Origin of the sequence: Burkholderia sp. AU27893, from assembly GCF_002223205.1 — a bacterium.
In the GTDB taxonomy this organism is placed as follows: Bacteria; Pseudomonadota; Gammaproteobacteria; order Burkholderiales; family Burkholderiaceae; genus Burkholderia.
Map to the genome: position 1 here is coordinate 216,865 of NZ_NKFD01000006.1, position 16,939 is coordinate 233,803.

The window sequence follows — 16,939 nt, forward strand, 5'->3', positions numbered from 1 at the left end:
TGGTCGATGATCAACAAGAATAAGCTGCTCAGCGTCTTTTCCGACGCCGAACAGGAAGCCCTGTATGGCCTGCCTGATTTCGACGATGCGCAGCGGCTGGAATACCTGGCATTGACCGAATCCGAACTGGCGCTCGCCAGTAGCCGGCCCTCCATACCCGCGCAGGTCTATTGCATCTTGCAGATTGGCTACTTCAAGTCCAAGCACGCCTTCTTCCGCTTCGATTGGGACGAGGTTGAGGACGATTACGATTTCGTGTTGAGCCGCTATTTCCACGGCGAGCCGTTCGAACGCAAGCCGATCACCCGGCACGAGTACTACGCCCAGCGCGAACAGATCGCTGAACTGTACGGCTATCGACCGTGGGTGGCCGCCTTCCTGCCGCAACTCATGCAGCAGGCCGCGCAGATCGTACGTCGCGACGTGACACCGGGATTCGTCGCCGCCGAGCTCATCGTGTGGCTCAATGAGCACAAGATGATCCGGCCCGGCTACACGACCTTGCAAGAGCTAGTCAGCGAAGCCCTGTCCGTCGAACGTCGGCGGCTGGGCGACCTGCTCACCGGCGTATTGGACGAATTGACCCAAACCGCGCTAGACCAACTTCTGGTGCGCGATGATACTCTGTCGAAACTGGCGGCGCTGAAACAGGATGCCAAGAATTTCGGCTGGCGTCAGATGGTCCGCGAACGCGAAAAGCGCGGCACGCTGCAGCCGTTGCACGAAATCGCCAGGACGCTGCTGCCCCGGCTGGATATCTCGCAGCAGAACGTGCTGTACTACGCAAGCCTGGCGAACTTCTATACCGTCCACGACCTGCGCAACCTGAAGGCGGATCAGGCGCAGCTCTACCTGCTGTGTTACGCCTGGGTGCGCTTCCGACAGCTCACCGACAACCTGGTCGATGCGATGGCCTTCCACATGAAGCAGCTCGAGGAAGAAAGCAGCGCGGGCGCGAAACAGTCACTCATCGCCGAGCAAGTAAAACGCCATCGGGAAACGCCGCAGATCGGCCGCCTGTTGTCGCTCTATGTGGACGACAGCGTAGCCGATCCGACGCCGTTCGGCGAGGTGCGTCAGCGCGCCTATAAAATCATGGCCAAAGATGTGCTACAAAACACGGCGCAACGCATGACGGTCAAGCCGCTGAGTCAACTGGCACTACACTGGTTGGCGGTGGACGGCCTAGCCAAACGTATTCGCCGTCACCTGCGCCCCTTGTACGTCGAGCTCGACTTCGTCGGCACCTCCCCAGACAACCCGTGGCTCGCGGCGCTGGCTTGGGTCAAGGGGGCCTTCGCCAAACAGCAGCGCCTGTCACAACGACCGCTCGCCGAATGTCCCGCGGCCACGCTGCCGAAGCGCCTGCGACCGTACCTGCTGATCTTCGGCGCTGATGGTCAGCCGACCGGTTTGCACGCCGATCGCTACGAATTCTGGTTGTACCGCCAGATCCGGAAGCGCTTCCAGTCGGGAGAGATCTATCTCGACGACAGTCTGCAACATCGTCACTTCTCCGACGAGCTTGTTTCGATGAACGAGAAGGCCGACGCGCTGGCGCAGATGGAGATCCCGTTCCTGCAGCAGCCAATCGATGCCCAACTCGATGCGTTAGCGGCCGAGTTGCATGCACAATGGCTGGCCTTCAACCGAGAGCTGAAACAGGGCAAGCTTACGCACCTGGAATACGACAAGGATACGCAGAAGCTGATTTGGCGCAAACCGAAAACCGAGAACCAGAAGGTGCGTGAGCAGGCATTCTACGAGCAACTGCCATTCTGCGATGTTGCCGACGTGTTCCGCTTCGTCAACGGCCAGTGCCAGTTCCTGTCGGCGCTGACGCCATTGCAGCCGCGCTACGCGAAGAAGGTAGCGGACGCCGATAGCCTGATGGCGGTTATCATCGCTCAGGCAATGAACCATGGCAACCATGTCATGGCGCGCACCAGCGACATTCCGTACCACGTTCTGGATAGCACCTACCAGCAGTATCTGCGTCAGGCGACGCTGCATGCGGCCAACGACTGCATCAGCAACGCCATCGCCGCGCTGCCGATCTTCCCGTACTACTCGTTCGATCTCGATGCGCTGTACAGCGCCGTCGATGGGCAGAAATTCGGCGTCGAGCGACCGACCGTGAAGGCGCGTTACTCGCGCAAATACTTCGGACGAGGCAAAGGCGTCGTCGCCTACACGCTGCTGTGCAATCATGTCCCGTTGAACGGCTACCTAATCGGCGCGCACGAGTACGAGGCGCATCACGTGTTCGACATCTGGTATCGCAACACGTCGGATATAGTGCCGACTGCGATCACCGGCGACATGCACAGCATCAACAAAGCCAACTTCGCTATCCTGTATTGGTTCGGGTTGCGCTTCGAGCCTCGCTTCACAAACCTCGATGACCAGTTGCAGGAATTGTATTGTATCGACGACCCGGCGCTGTACGAGAAATGCCTGATTCAGCCGATCGGACAAATCGATCGGCAGCTCATCACCAGTGAGAAGACAAATATCGATCAGATCGTCGCCACGCTGGGCCTCAAAGAGATCACGCAGGGCTCGCTGATCCGCAAACTATGTACGTACTCGCAGGAAAACCCGACACGTCGCGCGATTTTTGAGTTCGATAAGCTCATTCGTACCATCTACACGTTGCGTTACCTGCGCGACCCGCAGCTCGAGCGAAACGTGCATCGCTCCCAAAACCGCCTCGAGTCTTACCATCAGCTTCGTTCGACCATCGCCCAGGTCGGCGGCAAGAAGGAATTGACCGGCCGCACCGACATCGAAATCGAGATCAGCAACCAGTGCGCCCGGCTGATCGCCAACGTCATCATTTTTTACAACTCGGCGATTCTGTCGCATCTACTGACGAAATGGGAGGCCAGTGGCAACGCCAAGGCGCTGGCGCGGCTTACGCAGATATCACCGGCAGCCTGGCGGCATATCCTTTTGAACGGGCACTACACTTTTCAAAGCGACAACAAAATCGACCTGGACGCGCTCATTGCAGGGCTCGAATTGGAGTGATCGAATTTTCGGCGGTTCTGGCTTGGAATCCCTTATTCCTGTTACGGTGGAATACGATGCCACAACCAGGTAATCCTTTACCCCCAGCCGTGGTCAACACCTGGCGACTGAGCGTCGGCACGTCGCTGTTCGTGATCGATATCCTGGCCGACGGCAGCTGGCGACCGGCGTATATTGCGCCAAAGCGGCTGGGTGGCTGGACGATGGATGTGTTGCCGAACATGCCGCCGACGTTAGTCGATATCGCTCCCTCGGTACGCACCTGGGCGCGACAGTACGGCGCGAATGTAACGAACCGGCGCACGCCGGCGCGCCGGTTTCCCGCGCAAACCGCTTCTTCGAACAGGACGCCAGAATGAACATGCTGAAACGTCGTCTCGATGCGACAGACGAAAAGCTGCAGGAGCTGAAAACAGCCCGCAAAGCGGCAGCTAAGGCGCAGCGCCAGCAGGTCAAGCAAACGCGCGCGGATCGCGAGCGAAAGATCATGCTGGCCGGCGAGGCGTTGCTGCGGCGTGTCGATCGCGGCGAGTGGGATGAAGCCGATTTCCGCGCGATGATGGACGATTATCTGTCGCGGCCCGCCGATCGCGCGCTGTTCGAGCTCGACGATGTATAGCCTTTGATGTTCGACGTCGACGCACCGCACAGCCAGGTCGGCAAATGTTGATTTGATTCACGATGAAGGATGCCCGATGCTGCCAACGCTCCGCATGAACCGGAATTTTGTCGAGGCCTTGCTGGCCGAGCGCGCGCCCTGCTTTGCGATGGGACTCGTGGCCGAGGGCCAGACGCACTATGCTTGCCTGGCACTGCGGCCGGTGGATGACATTCCGAACGACGTAACACGCAGCGGTTTCAACTTTGGCCACTCGATACGCGGCACCGACGACTTCGAGGTCGTACACTTCGGCTTAGAGTTTTACGGCTACCGCATCTTCAATGCGCTGATCAATCCGAGCAACTTCATCGCCAGGACAATCCTGTCGCACATGGTCGACACGAAGGCGTTTTTCTTCTTCGCGGTCAACCCGTCAGGCGGTGTGACGGTGTTCAAGTCCGGCATCGGTGAATGCAGCCTGGACAGCATCGAGTCTAATCTCGAGCGGATACTGCGCTCGAGCACGTCCGATGCTCAGTACGACGCGGCGCTGACAACGTTCAGCGACCATCCAGATCCGGTCGGGCCGATGCTGCACTGGGTTTGCCGGGACTGCGAAGATTGTCTCGACCTGTCCCACAATGTAATCGAACTGGGCCCCGCGTAACGGTCCTGATGGTCCGTGTGACCGAGACCGTCATGTCACTCACCGGACGTCGCTCCAACATTCTTCGGCTGGAATAAGCCGATTAATGTTCACAATGTGGAACGACGGAATTTTCTGGGGTTCCGGCGTAGATCCCCAGTCACGGATGCCTTCGCACACGTCCGCAAGGTGCATGTCTTCGCGCGCCGTGTTCTCCATCAGCGACATAAGCCGCGCCTCAGCATCCGTCACGATCACGACGTTGATCGGCGCGTCGGCCGACGCTTCGCGGCGCTCGACCAGCAGCCCATAACCGGCCTTGCGGCGACGGCCCGCACAAACGCCGTAGCTCACCTTATTACCTTGCTTGGCCTTCACTTCGTGAACGATGAGGTTCTGCATGATGCCGCCCGCGCTCTTGATCGACTGGGCCATGCCTTCGATGTTCTGCGGCTCGCCGCGCCGCACGTTGAACGGTGAATCGATCAGCGCCGAAAACGGCACGGTGGTTGCTGCACGGCTACCGACGATCAGGTCGACTACGGCTTGCTGTTTCTGCTTTGCACTCACTGTCGTTACTCCCGAATTCGGCCAAGCGGGATGCTCGGCCATGGTTTAAATATATGCCTTAAAGGCATTATAGTCAACAAAAAAATCTTGAATATAATGCCTTTAAGGCATATACTATTTTTGTGGCCGGGCATCCCGCTTGGCCGAATCCGGGAGTTATCCATGTCTCAAGCTGAAGCACTGCAAACCGACGCACCGATTCAATCCTCGCTCGTCATCGAGGAGCACCGTCTGCGGTTCTTGCCGAAGCATTTCGGCCCGTCGTACCTGCGTGGCGAAAACCTGCTCTATGCGTGGGCGCGCCGACTGTCGCCGGAATACTCGGGCGGTCACTGGCTGTTCTTCGAGCTGGATAACGGCGGGTTTTATGCCGCGCCTGCGAATGAAGGTGAGCTGTACGTCTGCTTCAATGAGAACAGCTACGAGGGGCACATGGGGGCGGAAGCATTCGGGATCGTCGTCACGTTGTACGTGCTGTGCCGACTGTCGCACGACGACCGCACTGGGCGATTCACGAATGCCTATCATGCGCTGCGCCGCTTCGCCGTGCAGCATCCCGAACAGCGCGAAATCTTCCGCGCAATCGACTAAGGGGACCGCGCCATGCAACAGCAACGTTTCAAGGTCGTCGTAAAGTGCCGTGAATTTCCTGTCACGGTTGATTGTTTCGTGCCTGCCCTGTCGGTTACGCACGCGGGCGTGGTGGCCGATGAATGCGCCACGCGTCACGGGCTGTCCGGCGTCGAGGTGATCGATGTCCAGCGCGACGAACAGCCGCGCGCCGACGTGAACTGATAACGTGACGCTCTAACGACAAGGCGCTCCGGCTGCAAGGCCGGGGCGAGCACGTATGGAATTCACCCTGAATGATTTGGAATCCGCGATCAACCATTGGCGCGAGCGTTACCCGTCCGACGACGGCATGACGGTGTGCCGACAGGCCCGCATTCTGGTCGCACCGTACACGTTGATGTTTCTGGAGAAACGCGAACGGGTCGCGGCGTCCGAATTGACGGCCGATCAGATCGACGCGGTGCGCGGCGCATTGGCCGCGCTGCGGTAATGCCGATGGGATAATAGGGGCATAGCCGCCCCTTATCTCTCGCTGTGCTGTGCGCTTGCCGCGATGGTCGGCCGGACCTCCCTTCTTGCAAGCTAGGGGCGTCAGGCACGAGCACGCTTCGCGCGCGCCGCGCGCCCGGATTGAGGGACACGGGGACCCGCGCCGGCATTGTCCGGCGTGGGGAGAGGCCCGACCCGTAGCGAAGCGAAGGGTCAATCCGGTGAGGCGTTGACGGACCGATGGCGGGGTTGTCAAGCCAGGTATGCGATCGCAGTGCGATCGCAGTGCGATCGCATACCTGGCGTGATTCCTCCGGCGCGAAGCGCTGGGGGCTGGATGCTCAGTGGCATCCGATCCAACGCGTTTGACATGCAGAGAAACCTATGACGACCTACACTATTGAAATTCGGCGTGAATGCTTGCAGCCGGCGCGATTCTGGGCCCAGCCAAAAGGAATCGAAGTAAAGGAGATACTCCGGCGAACGGGTATGACACCGCAAGATGCTTCGGAATACTTGGGAATATCCACTAACAGCAATGGACGCACTGTGCGCAAGTGGATGTCCGAAGAAGCACCGATTCCGTATTCGGCCTGGGCGCTCCTGTGCGATGCGGCTGGCATCGACCCATTTTGGCGTGCGGATCCAGACAAGTGATAGACGGCCGCTCGATGCGGCCGTCTATCACTTTGCGGGCACCGGCGACGCCGGCGCAGTAGTTGATTAATCGCGCGGCTTGAGGCGGATTTTTCTCCCTGCCTCGTATGCTGCCGCTAACGCCTCGCGCACGGTCCAAACCGCGACGCTATGGAAGTCAAGGCGATCGGATTTCTGCTCCTGCAGGGTCGAGATAAAAAGATGCTCGCGCGCGATCGCCTCGAGTAGCGTTTCGAATTCTGCGTGGGTCATCGCGCGGTCCTCCGTACATCTTGACCGAGTTCGAACGCCTCGCGCAGCGCGTTCAATAGCTCGGCGACGCTCACGGTAAGCGTGTCATCGGAGCGAGGCGCCGGGCTGTCCAGGCGCGACGCGAAGTGATGATCGAGTACGGCACACATCAGGTGCTGGATATAGAAAAGTTGCATGGTGTTTGCCTTGTTCGGATGCCGGCCGCGGTGAGCGGCCGGCCGTTCAATCGGGTCAGTGGAATCGCACGGCGCCGTCATGCTGCGCAAGTGCGAACGCGACATACCAGTTGCGATAGAGCTCGGCGAACAAGGGATTGCTTTCGCCATCGACCAGGTGCATGAATCGCGAAAAGTCGTTGGCCAGCTTGCGCGAAGTACGTGGCCCGATCGTGCCCATCGTGGTTGAGAAGTCGATCAGTTCCTTGAACATGCCTTCCGTTTCGACGATCGCGCCGTTCGTGTGGCAGATCTTCTCGCTGCCGAGGGGAATCGCCGGATAGTTCGCCAGTTCGGCGAGCTGCTCGCGGAAAATCTCATGCGTGATGTACGTACCGACGTTGAACTCAAACGCATTGCGGTAGCGAAACACGCGGGCGATATCGAGGCCGTCTGCGCGTTGCGGAAAGCGCGGCGCCCAATAGAAACGCACCGTGAATACGTCAATCGGCTCGCGGTTGCCGTCGAGTCGCGGCGCGTCGATCGCTTCCAGGCCGCAATAGGCTGTGATGGTCAGTCCCATGATGGTTCTCTCGCTTCGTTGGAGGTTAAGCCGCGATCGCTTCGCGCCGGCCCAGCCGGGCGACAGCCGCGGCGTGATAAGTCGCGTCCAGTTCGATGCCGACATAGCGACGCCCAAGCTGCTTGGCCGCCGCGCACGTGGTGCCGCTGCCGGCGAACGGATCGAGCACGAGGTCCCCCGGCCGCGTGAACGCCTCGACGACGGCGCGCATGGCGGACAGCGGCTTTTCAGTGGGGTGCAGGCGGTTGCCGGAGTACTGCCACGGCTGTACGTCCGGCAGGGGCTTTGATGGCAGCGCCGGCGAGCCCTTGGCGAGCACGTAGGCCGATTCGTGCTGGTACTTCACGAAGCGCGCCTTGGACGCGTAGGTTTTCGCAAATACGATGTGACCGACGATGCGAAAACCCGCCTTCTTCCACGCTCGGAAGAATTCATCGGTCTTAGTCCAGCCGTAGAAGCTCACGCACAGCGCGTCATCCTTCAGTACGCGGAACACCTGTGCGAACGCCGGTTCGAGCCAGTCGCCGCGCACATCGTTCGCGATCGAGCGGCCGTTGCGGTCCTGGTAGTTGACCAGATACGGCGGGTCGGTCAGCGCGAAGTCGATCACTGCATCGGGGATGGTGGGGAGAACATCGAGACAGTCGCCGTGATAGAAAAAGTCCATGGTGGTGCTCCATCGATAAGGTGAACCCTGTGCCGCCCGGCAGATGACGGGCGGGGCGATGGATAGCGCGGCAGCGTTTGCGGCTGCACGGTGGTGGCTACCCGGCGCTGGCGAGCGCCGGAAGGGTGTCGGGAGTCAAGAAACGTGGAATAAATGGTGGGCCTCCCGGCCAGGGAGAGCCGGCCGTTTATGCCGCGAAAGTTCTTGAAGGTCGTTCACCGTGCGCGACCATCCCGGCGCGCGCGGTGAACGACCGGCTCCCGGCACCCTGGAGGCGATCGTTGGCGACGGGTAGCCACCACCCCGGTAAGAACCGCAGAGGCCTTGGTTGAGTGGACCTTGGCAAGCACGGCGACGTGGAAGGAAGGGATGGTGTTTCGTTGCTGTTGGACATGAGAACCGTGCACGGGCGCGCAGCGCGCGTGCACGGTTCGATCGCGAGTGCAGCGCAGCTCGCCTCGATCACGAGTTTTTGAGGTACAAGAAATTCCGCTATGCTGCGGATGATTCAACCGACCAGGACAGTAGGATCTCCATGCATGACCACGAGCACGCGGCCGCGATGAGGCTCATGTGCGACACCGGCATCGGGGCGACGTACTCGCCGGCGAGGTTTCCGTGACGCGTCGCGCGAGCACACGTCGACGGCCGCGCGGCCAGCTCGCCAAGCGCTTGCTGTTGCCTATGCCGCGGGACGAGATCGAGAAGATGTCGCTGCAGTACCACTCGGCGCTCGAGGCGATCAGGATGCGTCAGGGCAGCGCCTTCGGCATGCGGATCCTGCTGCAGATGATCATGCTGACGGGGTTCATCGATGAAGCCCGTCGACAGGAGATCCGGGTTGAAGTGCTGGTGGCGGCGGAGCGCGGGATCCAGGCTGCCTTCGATCGCGGCGAGCGCGAGGATCTATGGACGTTTGACGAGCAGACCGACGAGCTCGTTTCGATGCTGCTGGCGTGGCACGACGATCAGCTGCGCACGGCGCCACTCGCGGTGCTGTTGGAAGCGATCGAGCGGATGGACCGACTTATCGACGGAAAATCGTTCGAGCGGCCGCCGACGCGTTTCACGCCGTGATCGAGCCGATCGGCGTGCTTCAGTGCGCGCCGGTCACCGCAGTCATCACAACCTTGCCGACGTGCGCGATCACGCCGAAGACGCCGGCAGCAAACAGCAGGCCGAGCTGGATCAGGATGGCCCACTTGAGGATCTTGCCCGGCACCGCAGCCAGCCGGTCGTACCAGGTTATTTGCCGCACCATCACCACATACTTGGTCATGTTGTTCACCATGATCAGGGTTGAGATCGGACGCGCCTTGCCACAAACGGTTATCCACATCAAATACGCAGCTCGGACAGCATCGCACGCTACTACTTAGTGTAGTACAGAAAGTAACGAAAACGGCCTGTTTTTGTGTAACGAAAAGTGCTATCTTAAACTCAATGAAATCCACGAAACCGCGGATGGGTAGACCGCCTATTCCTGAAGAAGATCGGTTGATCGGCCGCTCGATCCGTTTGACCGCTGCGCAATGGGCGAAGATTGATGCGCATGGAATGGCTTGGCTCAGAAAGCTGATCGATCGCGCACGGTCGACAAAGCCAGTGCGCTCAGATGAAGATCAGTAGTCGTCTGGTTGTGCAGGAAGTGCTGTAGCCGGATGAAGTGGATGACGTGACGACGCCTGAGGATGGACATGTTGATTCGCGAGCAAGGCCGATCGATCAAGCTGCTGCGCGTCACGCGTAGCGGGGATACGCGTCGGCACCGTCAGATTGTGATCGGCACGTTCCGTGCGGATGAAGACGTGCCGGCTGATCTGCTCGAGCGCCTGGATCGCAATGAGCGGCGTGAGCTGTCGTCATGGCTGGTGGCCTGGCGTGACAGTCAGGCGATGGCGCGTGCTCGCGAGGTGTTTGCCAGTGCGCCCGCACATCTGGACGAACTGGTCGCTGCGCTGGATGCAGCTGCTGGATTGTTGGCGCCGGCCGAGGCGGATGTGTTGTGGCGCAAGCTGCAGATGATCGCACGCGGCTTGCGGCGCGGCGGTCATCCTCGTCCAAGGCGAGTGCCGGCGCAACCCGCACCGTTGCCTGGCCAGCTGGATCTGATCGACGCGCTTGAGGGGCCAGCGATTGCTGTCACGGCGACCGAGGATGGCGTTATCCCGTGATGCTCAGGCGACTGCTGTCGAAGGGGCACCAGCAGGAGGATCTGGATCGTTTGCCCGGCGGTACCGGAGCATTACTCGGTGGCAGTCGCCTCGATCGCTTTGGGCTGAAACGTGATGCCTGCGTCGAGGATCGACTTGCCGTCGTCGCTGATTCGACCGGCTATCACGGCGGCGCCGCCGGCAGGGTTGTCGCGCACGGCCTGGACGAAGCGCTGCAGGGTGCCGCCCTTAAGCGTGGTTTTGACGATGCGGCCCGCCGGCGTACAGATCGAGAACGGCAGCTGAGCGTTCTTCGCGCCAGGCGTGCCGACAGGCGGTACGGCGTCGAATGGAAATCGCTCGACGTCGACCACAACGCTGACCTTCACGGCGCGAGCATGGATGACCGGGTCTGGAGTGGCGGAAGGTTGAGCAGCATTCGAGCGGGACGGTTGTGACTGGCCAGGCTTCGTCGGGCGGGTAGACGCGGTCATGGGTATGAGGACGGTGTGAGCGGGTTGGGTTCGACGATCATACCGTCTGCAATATCAAACGTGGTTTGTCTTGGAGTGACACGTGATGAGAAAGCAATGTGTAGTAATGCTGATGATGTTGTCGATTGCCGGATTTACTCAATCGGCTTATGCCTACGGATACGGCTATGAGCGTCCTTCCGGATCAGTTGTCGGCGGCATTGTCGCGGGTCTGGTCGGCGGGTTTCTGTTGGGCTCGGCGATCGCTGCACCGCCGGCATATGCGGGGCCGCCTCCGATGTATGGGGCGCCCGTTCCGGTCTATGCGCCTCCGCCCTATGACTATGCGGGGCCACGCTGTTACTGGCGAAACGTGCAGGAATGGGTCGGTTACGGCTGGGCGATGGTCCCGCGGCAGATCTGTTACTGAAGACCTATCGGACGCGATTCACACTCGCGGACAGTCGCTGCCGCTGGTTTTCAAGGAAGGTGTCTTAAATCGCTTGATCACATCTTCTGGAGCGGGCGAAGGGAATCGAACCCTCGTCATCAGCTTGGAAGGCTGTTGCTCTACCATTGAGCTACGCCCGCATGGTTCGCGATCTGAGCCGCGAACGTGTCACGTTACTCCGTAACGGGAATCAGAAAGCGCTCGCGCTTCTTCCCTGCAATCCAGCCCGGCGCTTTGCCGCGTCCGCTCCAGGTTGCGCCCGACTTCGGGTCTTGATATTTCGGAGCGATGGGTGTGCGTGCACCGGATACGGCAGCGCGCCGGCGCCCGAACAGCTGCTCGGACGTAATGCCGTATTCGGCGATTTGCTCACGCATCGCCGTAATGATGCTCTCCAGTTCTGAGAGACGTGCTTCTTCTGCCTGCTGTGCCAACGCATCAGCCTGCTTTTTGAGTTCGAGGTAAGTCGTCATGGATTAAGATTCTTCAGTTGAGCAAAGAGCGCTTAGGCTAGTCGGAACAAGGGACCAGGTCAATACGAGCCGGGCCATTATCGTGCATTTGGATGGTAGTGGCATCGCTGCAGGACGAAACTGGCAATATGCTTGTGCTCTTTCACCAAGTTTATGTGCCGGGAACTGCCCCCGATCTTTCATTCTGAGTGAATTCGATCTGATTTAACAGTAGATCACATTGGCGTCGTTGGTTTTGGCGGGATATCGATTACTCTGATACTGCTCACGAGCATGACGAACTCTTCTCAATAATCGCTGTTCACGCACTTATGCCAGACGTCAGAAAAGTCCCGTATTATCAGCTGGAATCCGGTGTTTTATATTCCAGCAAACGGTGGAAATGCTACTCTGGCGTAGTCGGATGCGTTCCCATCGATACGCAGCAGAGAATCTCGTTCGACAGGCTCGCGCCGAACGAGCCTCCACCGCCACCCCCGCCCAAGGCAGCCGCTCCAGTCGCGCCGCAAAAGCCGCCCGCCCCTGCTCCAGCACCTGCGAAGCCGCCCGCCAAGCCACAACTGAGCGATAAACCGCAAGACGCGGAGCAAGCCGACAAGCTGCCCGAGTTCGACCTGCAGGACATCCCCAAAGCAATGGACAAGATGGGCTGGCCAATTTCGGCCAAGCTCGCGCGAGAATGGCTTGCGAGCCCCAAGCACGTCTACAACAACGATCTCAACTCGGTACAGCCGCTCGACGACACAACGGTTACCCTGGATTGGGCATTGAAATTTAGCGGCGCATCCGAGCGCTTCAATCAGCTCGTGCGGCAAGCGATTTACACGCCGAATGCCGTGCGAGCCGCCTCAAAAGTCATGGCACCTGTGATCGAGAAGAGTTTCTCGGGCGGGCAGTTAAACGCGGCCGGTATCGTGATCGACACTTCGCCGTTTCTGAGGGATCCGCTCCAGTTTCACATCGCCTGGGGATTCCAGTACCAGCCCGTGTCGTCGCTCGATACGCTCGACGGTACCGCGATGACCGATCTGACCGGGGCCCTGGCAAACTTCAACTTCTACGCCGCCATCGGGAAGGCGACCGTCACCGGGGATCGCTATTACAAGTACGAAGGCAAGCGCAAGATTTTCTGTCTCGAGCCGGTCGCCCAGATCACCCACATCTACGTCTACATCAAAGACAGCTACTCGTTCAACGACGATTCGCCTTCCAAGAGCCAATACCTCGGCCACTGGAACAAGACCGGTATGGTTCTGTCCTACGTCGCGGCCGTCAACGATTTCTTCAAAAGCAGCAACTTGAATGTCGGGAACTCGACCATCGAGGAGTGGCGTTATCTCCCCGAGGGCGAAGAGGTCAACAAGCCGGTCGACAAACGCACCAGCCGCTTTCGGAAATTCCTGGCAAAGGATGTCTACTGGCCAGTCCATAACAAGACGTACCGCGACTGGCGATCGGTGCATAATCGCGGCGGCGACTTCATGGTCTACAGTAAGCCCAGACTTATCAAGCTGGACAAGCCGATCATTCTGAAAATTGACACCATATGCAGAACCCTCCCGGCCGAGCAATGAAGGCGCTCACCGTCATCCTCAAAGCGGCCTTGGCCGTTGTCGCCGCATGCCTGGTTGTCGCCATCGCGTGGATGTTCGTGCCGGCCGACGTCAGGAACGCGATCACGCTTTTCTCGCTTAAGAACGCGAAGAGCGTGATCTTCGCCGTCACGTCGATCATCTTCGTGCTCTACTTCTATCGGCTTGTCAGAAATATCGACCATTTCAGTCGTGCAAAGCGCGTGGGACTGGCGATCGTCACGCTGGGCTTTTTGGCATTCTTCTATCTCGTCAATTTTCGCGGGATCGCGACCGACGACACCAATTGTCAGCGCTACAACTACAACGCGAAGCTGAACGGCGGCACCAAGCGGGTCGACGGCACGACCTACATCGTCAACATCTGCGGAAGCGGCGGCGGCCACGGCAATGGCTTTTTTGCTAACCAAAACGAGCAGGTCAAAATCGTCGTGGCCGATTCGCACGGGTCGACCCTTGCCACCCGGCTATTTTTCGTCTTCTGGGGTGGCCGCCCGGGCGCCGAGCCGATCGAGATCCGCGACGGCAAGTTGATCTACTTCGACGCGTCGGATACGTACGACAGCATGCGGTCGATTTCGATGCCACCCACCACGATCGATTGGATCGCCGCGAGAACTCCGATTTGGCTGCGCTGAGAACGGTCTCGCTGCCGGGCGGTCGCCGCGTTGAAGCAGCACCACCCACGATTCAGGATTCGCGAGTGAGCCGCGCGTGGTACTTCGCCGCCTCGCGACGCATCCGCGCCTCTTCCGGCGACACGTAGATGGACGTCGTGCCAAGCGATGCATGCCCGAGCGTGCGCTGCACGACTTCGAGCGCGACGCCAGCCGCCAGCATCTGCGTGCCGACCGTGTGCCGGAAAGCGTGCGGCGACGTGTCGGACAGCTTGCGCCGATCGGCATCGCTCAGATCCGGCATCACCTCGAGCAGCTGCGCGATCGCCCACTGCGTCAGCCCGCGCGCCCCGCGCACCGAGTAGCCCCGGGCGCGGGGCTTGAGCTGGTCGCCGGCCTCATCGGGCTCGCCAAATTTCTCGCGGGCCCGCGGCGTAGGCGGGATGACCAGCGGCGCCACCAGCGGCAACCCGGGTGGTTCCGTCGCGGCCACCGCGTCGAGATCCTGGCCGCGATCGCGCCAGTGCGCACGCAGCGCGTCGACGCACTCGTCGCTGATCGGCACGAAGCGTTGCTTGTTGCCCTTGCCGATCACCTCGAGCAACCAGCTGGCCGGCGTGTCGTCGTCGGCCGGCAGCCAAGCGAGGGCCGCGCGCGCCACGCCGGCCGCCTCGGCAATCCGCAACCCGCCGTCGCCCATCACCAGCAACAACGCGCGCGCGGCGCGCCAGCGCGGCCCGCTCGGGCCCTGCAGCTCGCTGCGTTCGGCCAGCGTCGCGCGCACGCGGGTCCACAGGTCGAGCGGCAACGAGCGCTCGACCTGCAGCTTGCGCGCACGCGTGACGACGTTCGGATCGGTGACGGCCGCCCACGGGTTGCCGGCCAGATACCGCACGGCGACCAGCCAGGCGAACGCCGCGCGAATCCGGCGCACTGCGTAGCGCTGGCTTTCCAGTGCCAGGCCGCCTGGCGCGAACGGTCGCCACTGGCCGCTCCTGCGGGCGACGGGCGAGCCCGTAAAACGCTCAGATGGCGCGGCGAGAAACGCCTTATACGCGTTGCAGTCCTCGACCCGCATCGACGACAGCGCGACGCCGCGCTCGGCCACGCACCAGAGCACCAGGCGCTCGAGCTCGCGTGTGTACGCGCGCTGCGTGGCCGGCCGATCGTCGTAGCGGTGCAGATACGCCCGTACCGCGTCCAGGTCGTGCGCAGCGCCCAGATACGCAAACACCGACGCCCGGTTCGCCCCGTGCGCGCCGGACAGGGCCTCCGGTAGCGCCAGGCGCTCGAGCGGCGCCAGTTGTCCCGCGCCGGCCGTGATGCTGGCCGAGGTCGGCGCCAGCGCGTCGCCGGCGTCGACGTCCGGCCCGACGGCCGTGCCGATCGACGCGGCGTGGCGCCGCAACCAGGCGACCAGCACGCGCGCCCGGCCGGCGCCGATGCGCGGCACCGAGCGCCACCACTGCCCGCCGCGGCGATTCACCAGCGCGACGAGCTCGCCGAGCGTGTGGATCTCCTCGCCCGCCAGGCGTGCCGCGACGAGCGGCCGGAACCAGCGGCCGACCGGGTGCTCGGCCTGCGGCGTGGCAACGGCCCACTGCGCGGCGACCTGCTCGATCAGCTGCAGTGAGACGGGCGTGAGGCGCGGCTCGCCGTATTTTTCGATCGCCGCCTGCAGGTGCGACTTCAATACCGGAGAACCATCGCGCAGCGCGGCCGCGACCAGATCGTCGCGCATCGTGCGCAGCAGCTGCGCGACGTCGACCGGGTCGTCGGCGTCGCGATCGAAGTACAGCCGCTCGATCGTCTCGAGCGGGAGGCCTTTCACGCGCGCGCGCAGCGCCGTGAATTCGGTGCGGCTGTAGCTGCGCAACGGCATTTGGGCCAGCTCCTGGGGGCGATTTGCCATGGTTCAGCCTGCAGGAATGGGTGATACAACCGTGTCGGCAGTGGTGACACGCTGAAGCCGCTCGAACGCGGCGACATAGCGGTGCATCGGTACCGCGGCCAGTTGCGCGTCCAGCCGTGCGAGAACGTGCTCGACTGCGGCGCGCTCGAGGTCGGTCAGCGCGCCCGGCTGACCCTGCGCGGCGCGGTCGGCGTAGTCTTGTAGCGCCGTCTCGGCCCGTCGATAGGGGGTCGGCTCTGTCGGGTCGAGGAAGTATGCGAGGTAGATCGCATTCAAGAGCGTGGCCAGCTGCGCGACGTCGTCGTTCGCGTCGCGCAATGCCGCCAGCGCCACGTGATGCTTCAGCTGGATCCGGCGTAGTTCGGCTGCCGGGATCGGCAGCAGCTGTGCCCGGGTCAGCGGCCGGTGGCTGCGGGAGGTCGCTTTTCTCATTGGCTCGGGAAATTCGACGACCGCACCTTGTCACAGCGCTCGCATTGGTACGCGTGGAGCCCGCTGTCGTTCAGGATGTAGTGGTAATGGGAATGCTGCACCCAGCGATGCACTCCCATCAAACACGCGAACCGCGCCATCCAATTGCGAAACATGATGTCCTCCGGACCGGTTGGTGCATGCCGCTGGTGCGGCGCTTAATTCAGGGCTGAACGGAGACCGGAGCCGCCCGCGACGGTAATCCCTCCGGATGCCTGAGGTGACGGTTTTTCACTGGGCCGTGGCGGCTCGAGCGGACTCGAAGGCATCGGCCCAGCTCTCGTCCGTAATGTTGTCGAGCGTGGCAATCGCCGCCGCGCGCGACGCTTCGATGGTCGACGCCTCACTCTTCGGCACGTGCATTCCCAACAGCACGTCGGACACTGCGTAACACTGAACGTCATCAAGACCGACGACGGCATGAACGGCCCTGGTCCGTCCGCGGTGCTCGAACGGTATGCCGATCACCTCGACATCGCCCGTCCGCATGGCGAGCGTAAACACCACACCGTCGACGTACTTCGGTGCCGGCCTGGCGGGCGGCTTTTTGGAGGAGGAGCGAGCCATGAAT

General features: G+C 61.4%; 24 protein-coding genes and 1 tRNA gene. 13 read left to right on the forward strand and 12 right to left on the reverse strand.

Annotated features, from left to right (window positions below; translation table 11 throughout):
* Nucleotides 1-6 precede the first annotated feature (6 nt).
* From CFB47_RS38640 to CFB47_RS38650, 4 genes are all read left to right on the forward strand, one after another.
* On the forward strand, nt 7-3,033 hold the full coding sequence (locus CFB47_RS38640) for a Tn3 family transposase (RefSeq protein ID WP_007181927.1): 3,027 nt from the start codon (nt 7-9) through the stop codon (nt 3,031-3,033).
* Complete coding sequence (locus CFB47_RS41470; RefSeq protein WP_156903410.1) at nt 3,030-3,392, forward strand: hypothetical protein; 363 nt, start codon at nt 3,030-3,032, stop codon at nt 3,390-3,392. Before CFB47_RS38640 ends, CFB47_RS41470 begins: the two co-directional genes overlap by 4 nt.
* Complete coding sequence (locus CFB47_RS41475; RefSeq protein ID WP_007180432.1) at nt 3,389-3,652, forward strand: hypothetical protein; 264 nt, start codon at nt 3,389-3,391, stop codon at nt 3,650-3,652. Before CFB47_RS41470 ends, CFB47_RS41475 begins: the two co-directional genes overlap by 4 nt.
* Before the next feature lie 76 nt (nt 3,653-3,728).
* Entirely contained in the window at nt 3,729-4,301 is a 573-nt protein-coding gene (locus CFB47_RS38650; protein ID WP_007180433.1) for a hypothetical protein, read from the forward strand.
* Nucleotides 4,302-4,340: 39 nt separating this feature from the next.
* Here CFB47_RS38650 and CFB47_RS38655 read toward each other — a convergent pair whose 3' ends face one another.
* Nucleotides 4,341-4,850, reverse strand: a complete 510-nt coding sequence (locus CFB47_RS38655) for a ParB/Srx family N-terminal domain-containing protein (protein WP_179259055.1) — start codon at nt 4,848-4,850, stop codon at nt 4,341-4,343.
* A gap of 162 nt (nt 4,851-5,012) precedes the next feature.
* Here CFB47_RS38655 and CFB47_RS38660 point away from each other — a divergent pair, with 162 nt between their 5' ends.
* The 4 genes from CFB47_RS38660 (at nt 5,013) to CFB47_RS38675 (ending at nt 6,569) form a co-directional block, all read left to right on the forward strand.
* Nucleotides 5,013-5,441, forward strand: a complete 429-nt coding sequence (locus tag CFB47_RS38660; protein ID WP_049036520.1) for an antirestriction protein — start codon at nt 5,013-5,015, stop codon at nt 5,439-5,441.
* 12 nt (nt 5,442-5,453) lie between these two features.
* Nucleotides 5,454-5,645, forward strand: a complete 192-nt coding sequence (locus tag CFB47_RS38665) for a hypothetical protein (RefSeq protein ID WP_089464342.1) — start codon at nt 5,454-5,456, stop codon at nt 5,643-5,645.
* Between the two features lie 55 nt (nt 5,646-5,700).
* Nucleotides 5,701-5,913 carry a DUF3717 domain-containing protein gene (locus tag CFB47_RS38670; RefSeq protein WP_049036517.1) on the forward strand — a complete coding sequence of 71 codons (213 nt, stop codon included), beginning with the start codon at nt 5,701-5,703 and terminating at the stop codon, nt 5,911-5,913.
* Between the two features lie 383 nt (nt 5,914-6,296).
* Nucleotides 6,297-6,569: a DNA-binding transcriptional regulator gene (locus tag CFB47_RS38675; RefSeq protein ID WP_089464343.1), complete on the forward strand. Its 273-nt coding sequence runs from the start codon at nt 6,297-6,299 to the stop codon at nt 6,567-6,569.
* A 66-nt stretch (nt 6,570-6,635) separates the two neighbouring features.
* Here CFB47_RS38675 and CFB47_RS38680 read toward each other — a convergent pair whose 3' ends face one another.
* From CFB47_RS38680 to CFB47_RS38695, 4 genes are read right to left on the reverse strand one after another with little or no spacing between them, the layout of a single operon-like run.
* The gene (locus tag CFB47_RS38680) at nt 6,636-6,821 is read right to left on the reverse strand and encodes a hypothetical protein (protein WP_049036515.1); all 186 of its coding nucleotides are present in this window, start codon (nt 6,819-6,821) and stop codon (nt 6,636-6,638) included.
* On the reverse strand, nt 6,818-6,997 hold the full coding sequence (locus tag CFB47_RS38685) for a hypothetical protein (RefSeq protein WP_049036514.1): 180 nt from the start codon (nt 6,995-6,997) through the stop codon (nt 6,818-6,820). The genes CFB47_RS38680 and CFB47_RS38685 overlap by 4 nt, the downstream gene beginning before the upstream one ends.
* A 55-nt stretch (nt 6,998-7,052) precedes the next feature.
* Nucleotides 7,053-7,664, reverse strand: coding sequence for a hypothetical protein (locus CFB47_RS38690; protein ID WP_225936035.1), 612 nt, complete (start codon nt 7,662-7,664; stop codon nt 7,053-7,055).
* Nucleotides 7,585-8,226, reverse strand: coding sequence for a DNA methyltransferase (locus CFB47_RS38695; protein ID WP_049036510.1), 642 nt, complete (start codon nt 8,224-8,226; stop codon nt 7,585-7,587). Before CFB47_RS38695 ends, CFB47_RS38690 begins: the two co-directional genes overlap by 80 nt.
* Nucleotides 8,227-8,934: 708 nt before the next feature.
* On the opposite strand from CFB47_RS38695, the gene CFB47_RS38700 reads away from it, so the two are divergent.
* Nucleotides 8,935-9,303 (forward strand): hypothetical protein, encoded by a 369-nt coding sequence (locus CFB47_RS38700; protein ID WP_220497710.1) that lies wholly within the window; start codon nt 8,935-8,937, stop codon nt 9,301-9,303.
* Nucleotides 9,304-9,322: 19 nt separating this feature from the next.
* Here CFB47_RS38700 and CFB47_RS38705 read toward each other — a convergent pair whose 3' ends face one another.
* Entirely contained in the window at nt 9,323-9,505 is a 183-nt protein-coding gene (locus CFB47_RS38705; protein WP_137910206.1) for a hypothetical protein, read from the reverse strand.
* A gap of 412 nt (nt 9,506-9,917) precedes the next feature.
* On the opposite strand from CFB47_RS38705, the gene CFB47_RS38710 reads away from it, so the two are divergent.
* Nucleotides 9,918-10,400 carry a hypothetical protein gene (locus CFB47_RS38710; RefSeq protein WP_224755972.1) on the forward strand — a complete coding sequence of 161 codons (483 nt, stop codon included), beginning with the start codon at nt 9,918-9,920 and terminating at the stop codon, nt 10,398-10,400.
* A gap of 71 nt (nt 10,401-10,471) precedes the next feature.
* On the opposite strand, the gene CFB47_RS38715 is transcribed toward CFB47_RS38710, so the two are convergent.
* Complete coding sequence (locus tag CFB47_RS38715) at nt 10,472-10,768, reverse strand: hypothetical protein (protein WP_143330923.1); 297 nt, start codon at nt 10,766-10,768, stop codon at nt 10,472-10,474.
* 211 nt (nt 10,769-10,979) lie between these two features.
* Between CFB47_RS38715 and CFB47_RS40995 the strand changes: the two genes are divergently transcribed.
* Entirely contained in the window at nt 10,980-11,282 is a 303-nt protein-coding gene (locus CFB47_RS40995) for a hypothetical protein (RefSeq protein WP_137910208.1), read from the forward strand.
* A gap of 87 nt (nt 11,283-11,369) precedes the next feature.
* Here CFB47_RS40995 and CFB47_RS38720 read toward each other — a convergent pair.
* Together CFB47_RS38720 and CFB47_RS38725 are read right to left on the reverse strand one after the other, a co-directional pair.
* A tRNA-Gly gene (locus tag CFB47_RS38720) sits at nt 11,370-11,443 on the reverse strand.
* Nucleotides 11,444-11,476: 33 nt separating this feature from the next.
* Nucleotides 11,477-11,776, reverse strand: coding sequence for an H-NS family nucleoid-associated regulatory protein (locus CFB47_RS38725; protein WP_049036503.1), 300 nt, complete (start codon nt 11,774-11,776; stop codon nt 11,477-11,479).
* A gap of 311 nt (nt 11,777-12,087) precedes the next feature.
* Here CFB47_RS38725 and CFB47_RS38730 point away from each other — a divergent pair, with 311 nt between their 5' ends.
* Nucleotides 12,088-13,350 (forward strand): DUF6402 family protein, encoded by a 1,263-nt coding sequence (locus tag CFB47_RS38730; protein WP_049036502.1) that lies wholly within the window; start codon nt 12,088-12,090, stop codon nt 13,348-13,350.
* Nucleotides 13,347-14,006, forward strand: coding sequence for a hypothetical protein (locus CFB47_RS38735; protein ID WP_224755973.1), 660 nt, complete (start codon nt 13,347-13,349; stop codon nt 14,004-14,006). Before CFB47_RS38730 ends, CFB47_RS38735 begins: the two co-directional genes overlap by 4 nt.
* A 52-nt stretch (nt 14,007-14,058) precedes the next feature.
* Here CFB47_RS38735 and CFB47_RS38740 read toward each other — a convergent pair whose 3' ends face one another.
* From CFB47_RS38740 to CFB47_RS38750, 3 genes are all read right to left on the reverse strand, one after another.
* Nucleotides 14,059-15,897 carry a phage integrase family protein gene (locus tag CFB47_RS38740; RefSeq protein WP_089464345.1) on the reverse strand — a complete coding sequence of 613 codons (1,839 nt, stop codon included), beginning with the start codon at nt 15,895-15,897 and terminating at the stop codon, nt 14,059-14,061.
* 3 nt (nt 15,898-15,900) lie between these two features.
* Complete coding sequence (locus CFB47_RS38745; RefSeq protein ID WP_049035741.1) at nt 15,901-16,329, reverse strand: hypothetical protein; 429 nt, start codon at nt 16,327-16,329, stop codon at nt 15,901-15,903.
* A 270-nt stretch (nt 16,330-16,599) separates the two neighbouring features.
* Nucleotides 16,600-16,935 carry a hypothetical protein gene (locus CFB47_RS38750; protein WP_049035738.1) on the reverse strand — a complete coding sequence of 112 codons (336 nt, stop codon included), beginning with the start codon at nt 16,933-16,935 and terminating at the stop codon, nt 16,600-16,602.
* Between the last annotated feature and the right edge of the window lie 4 nt (nt 16,936-16,939).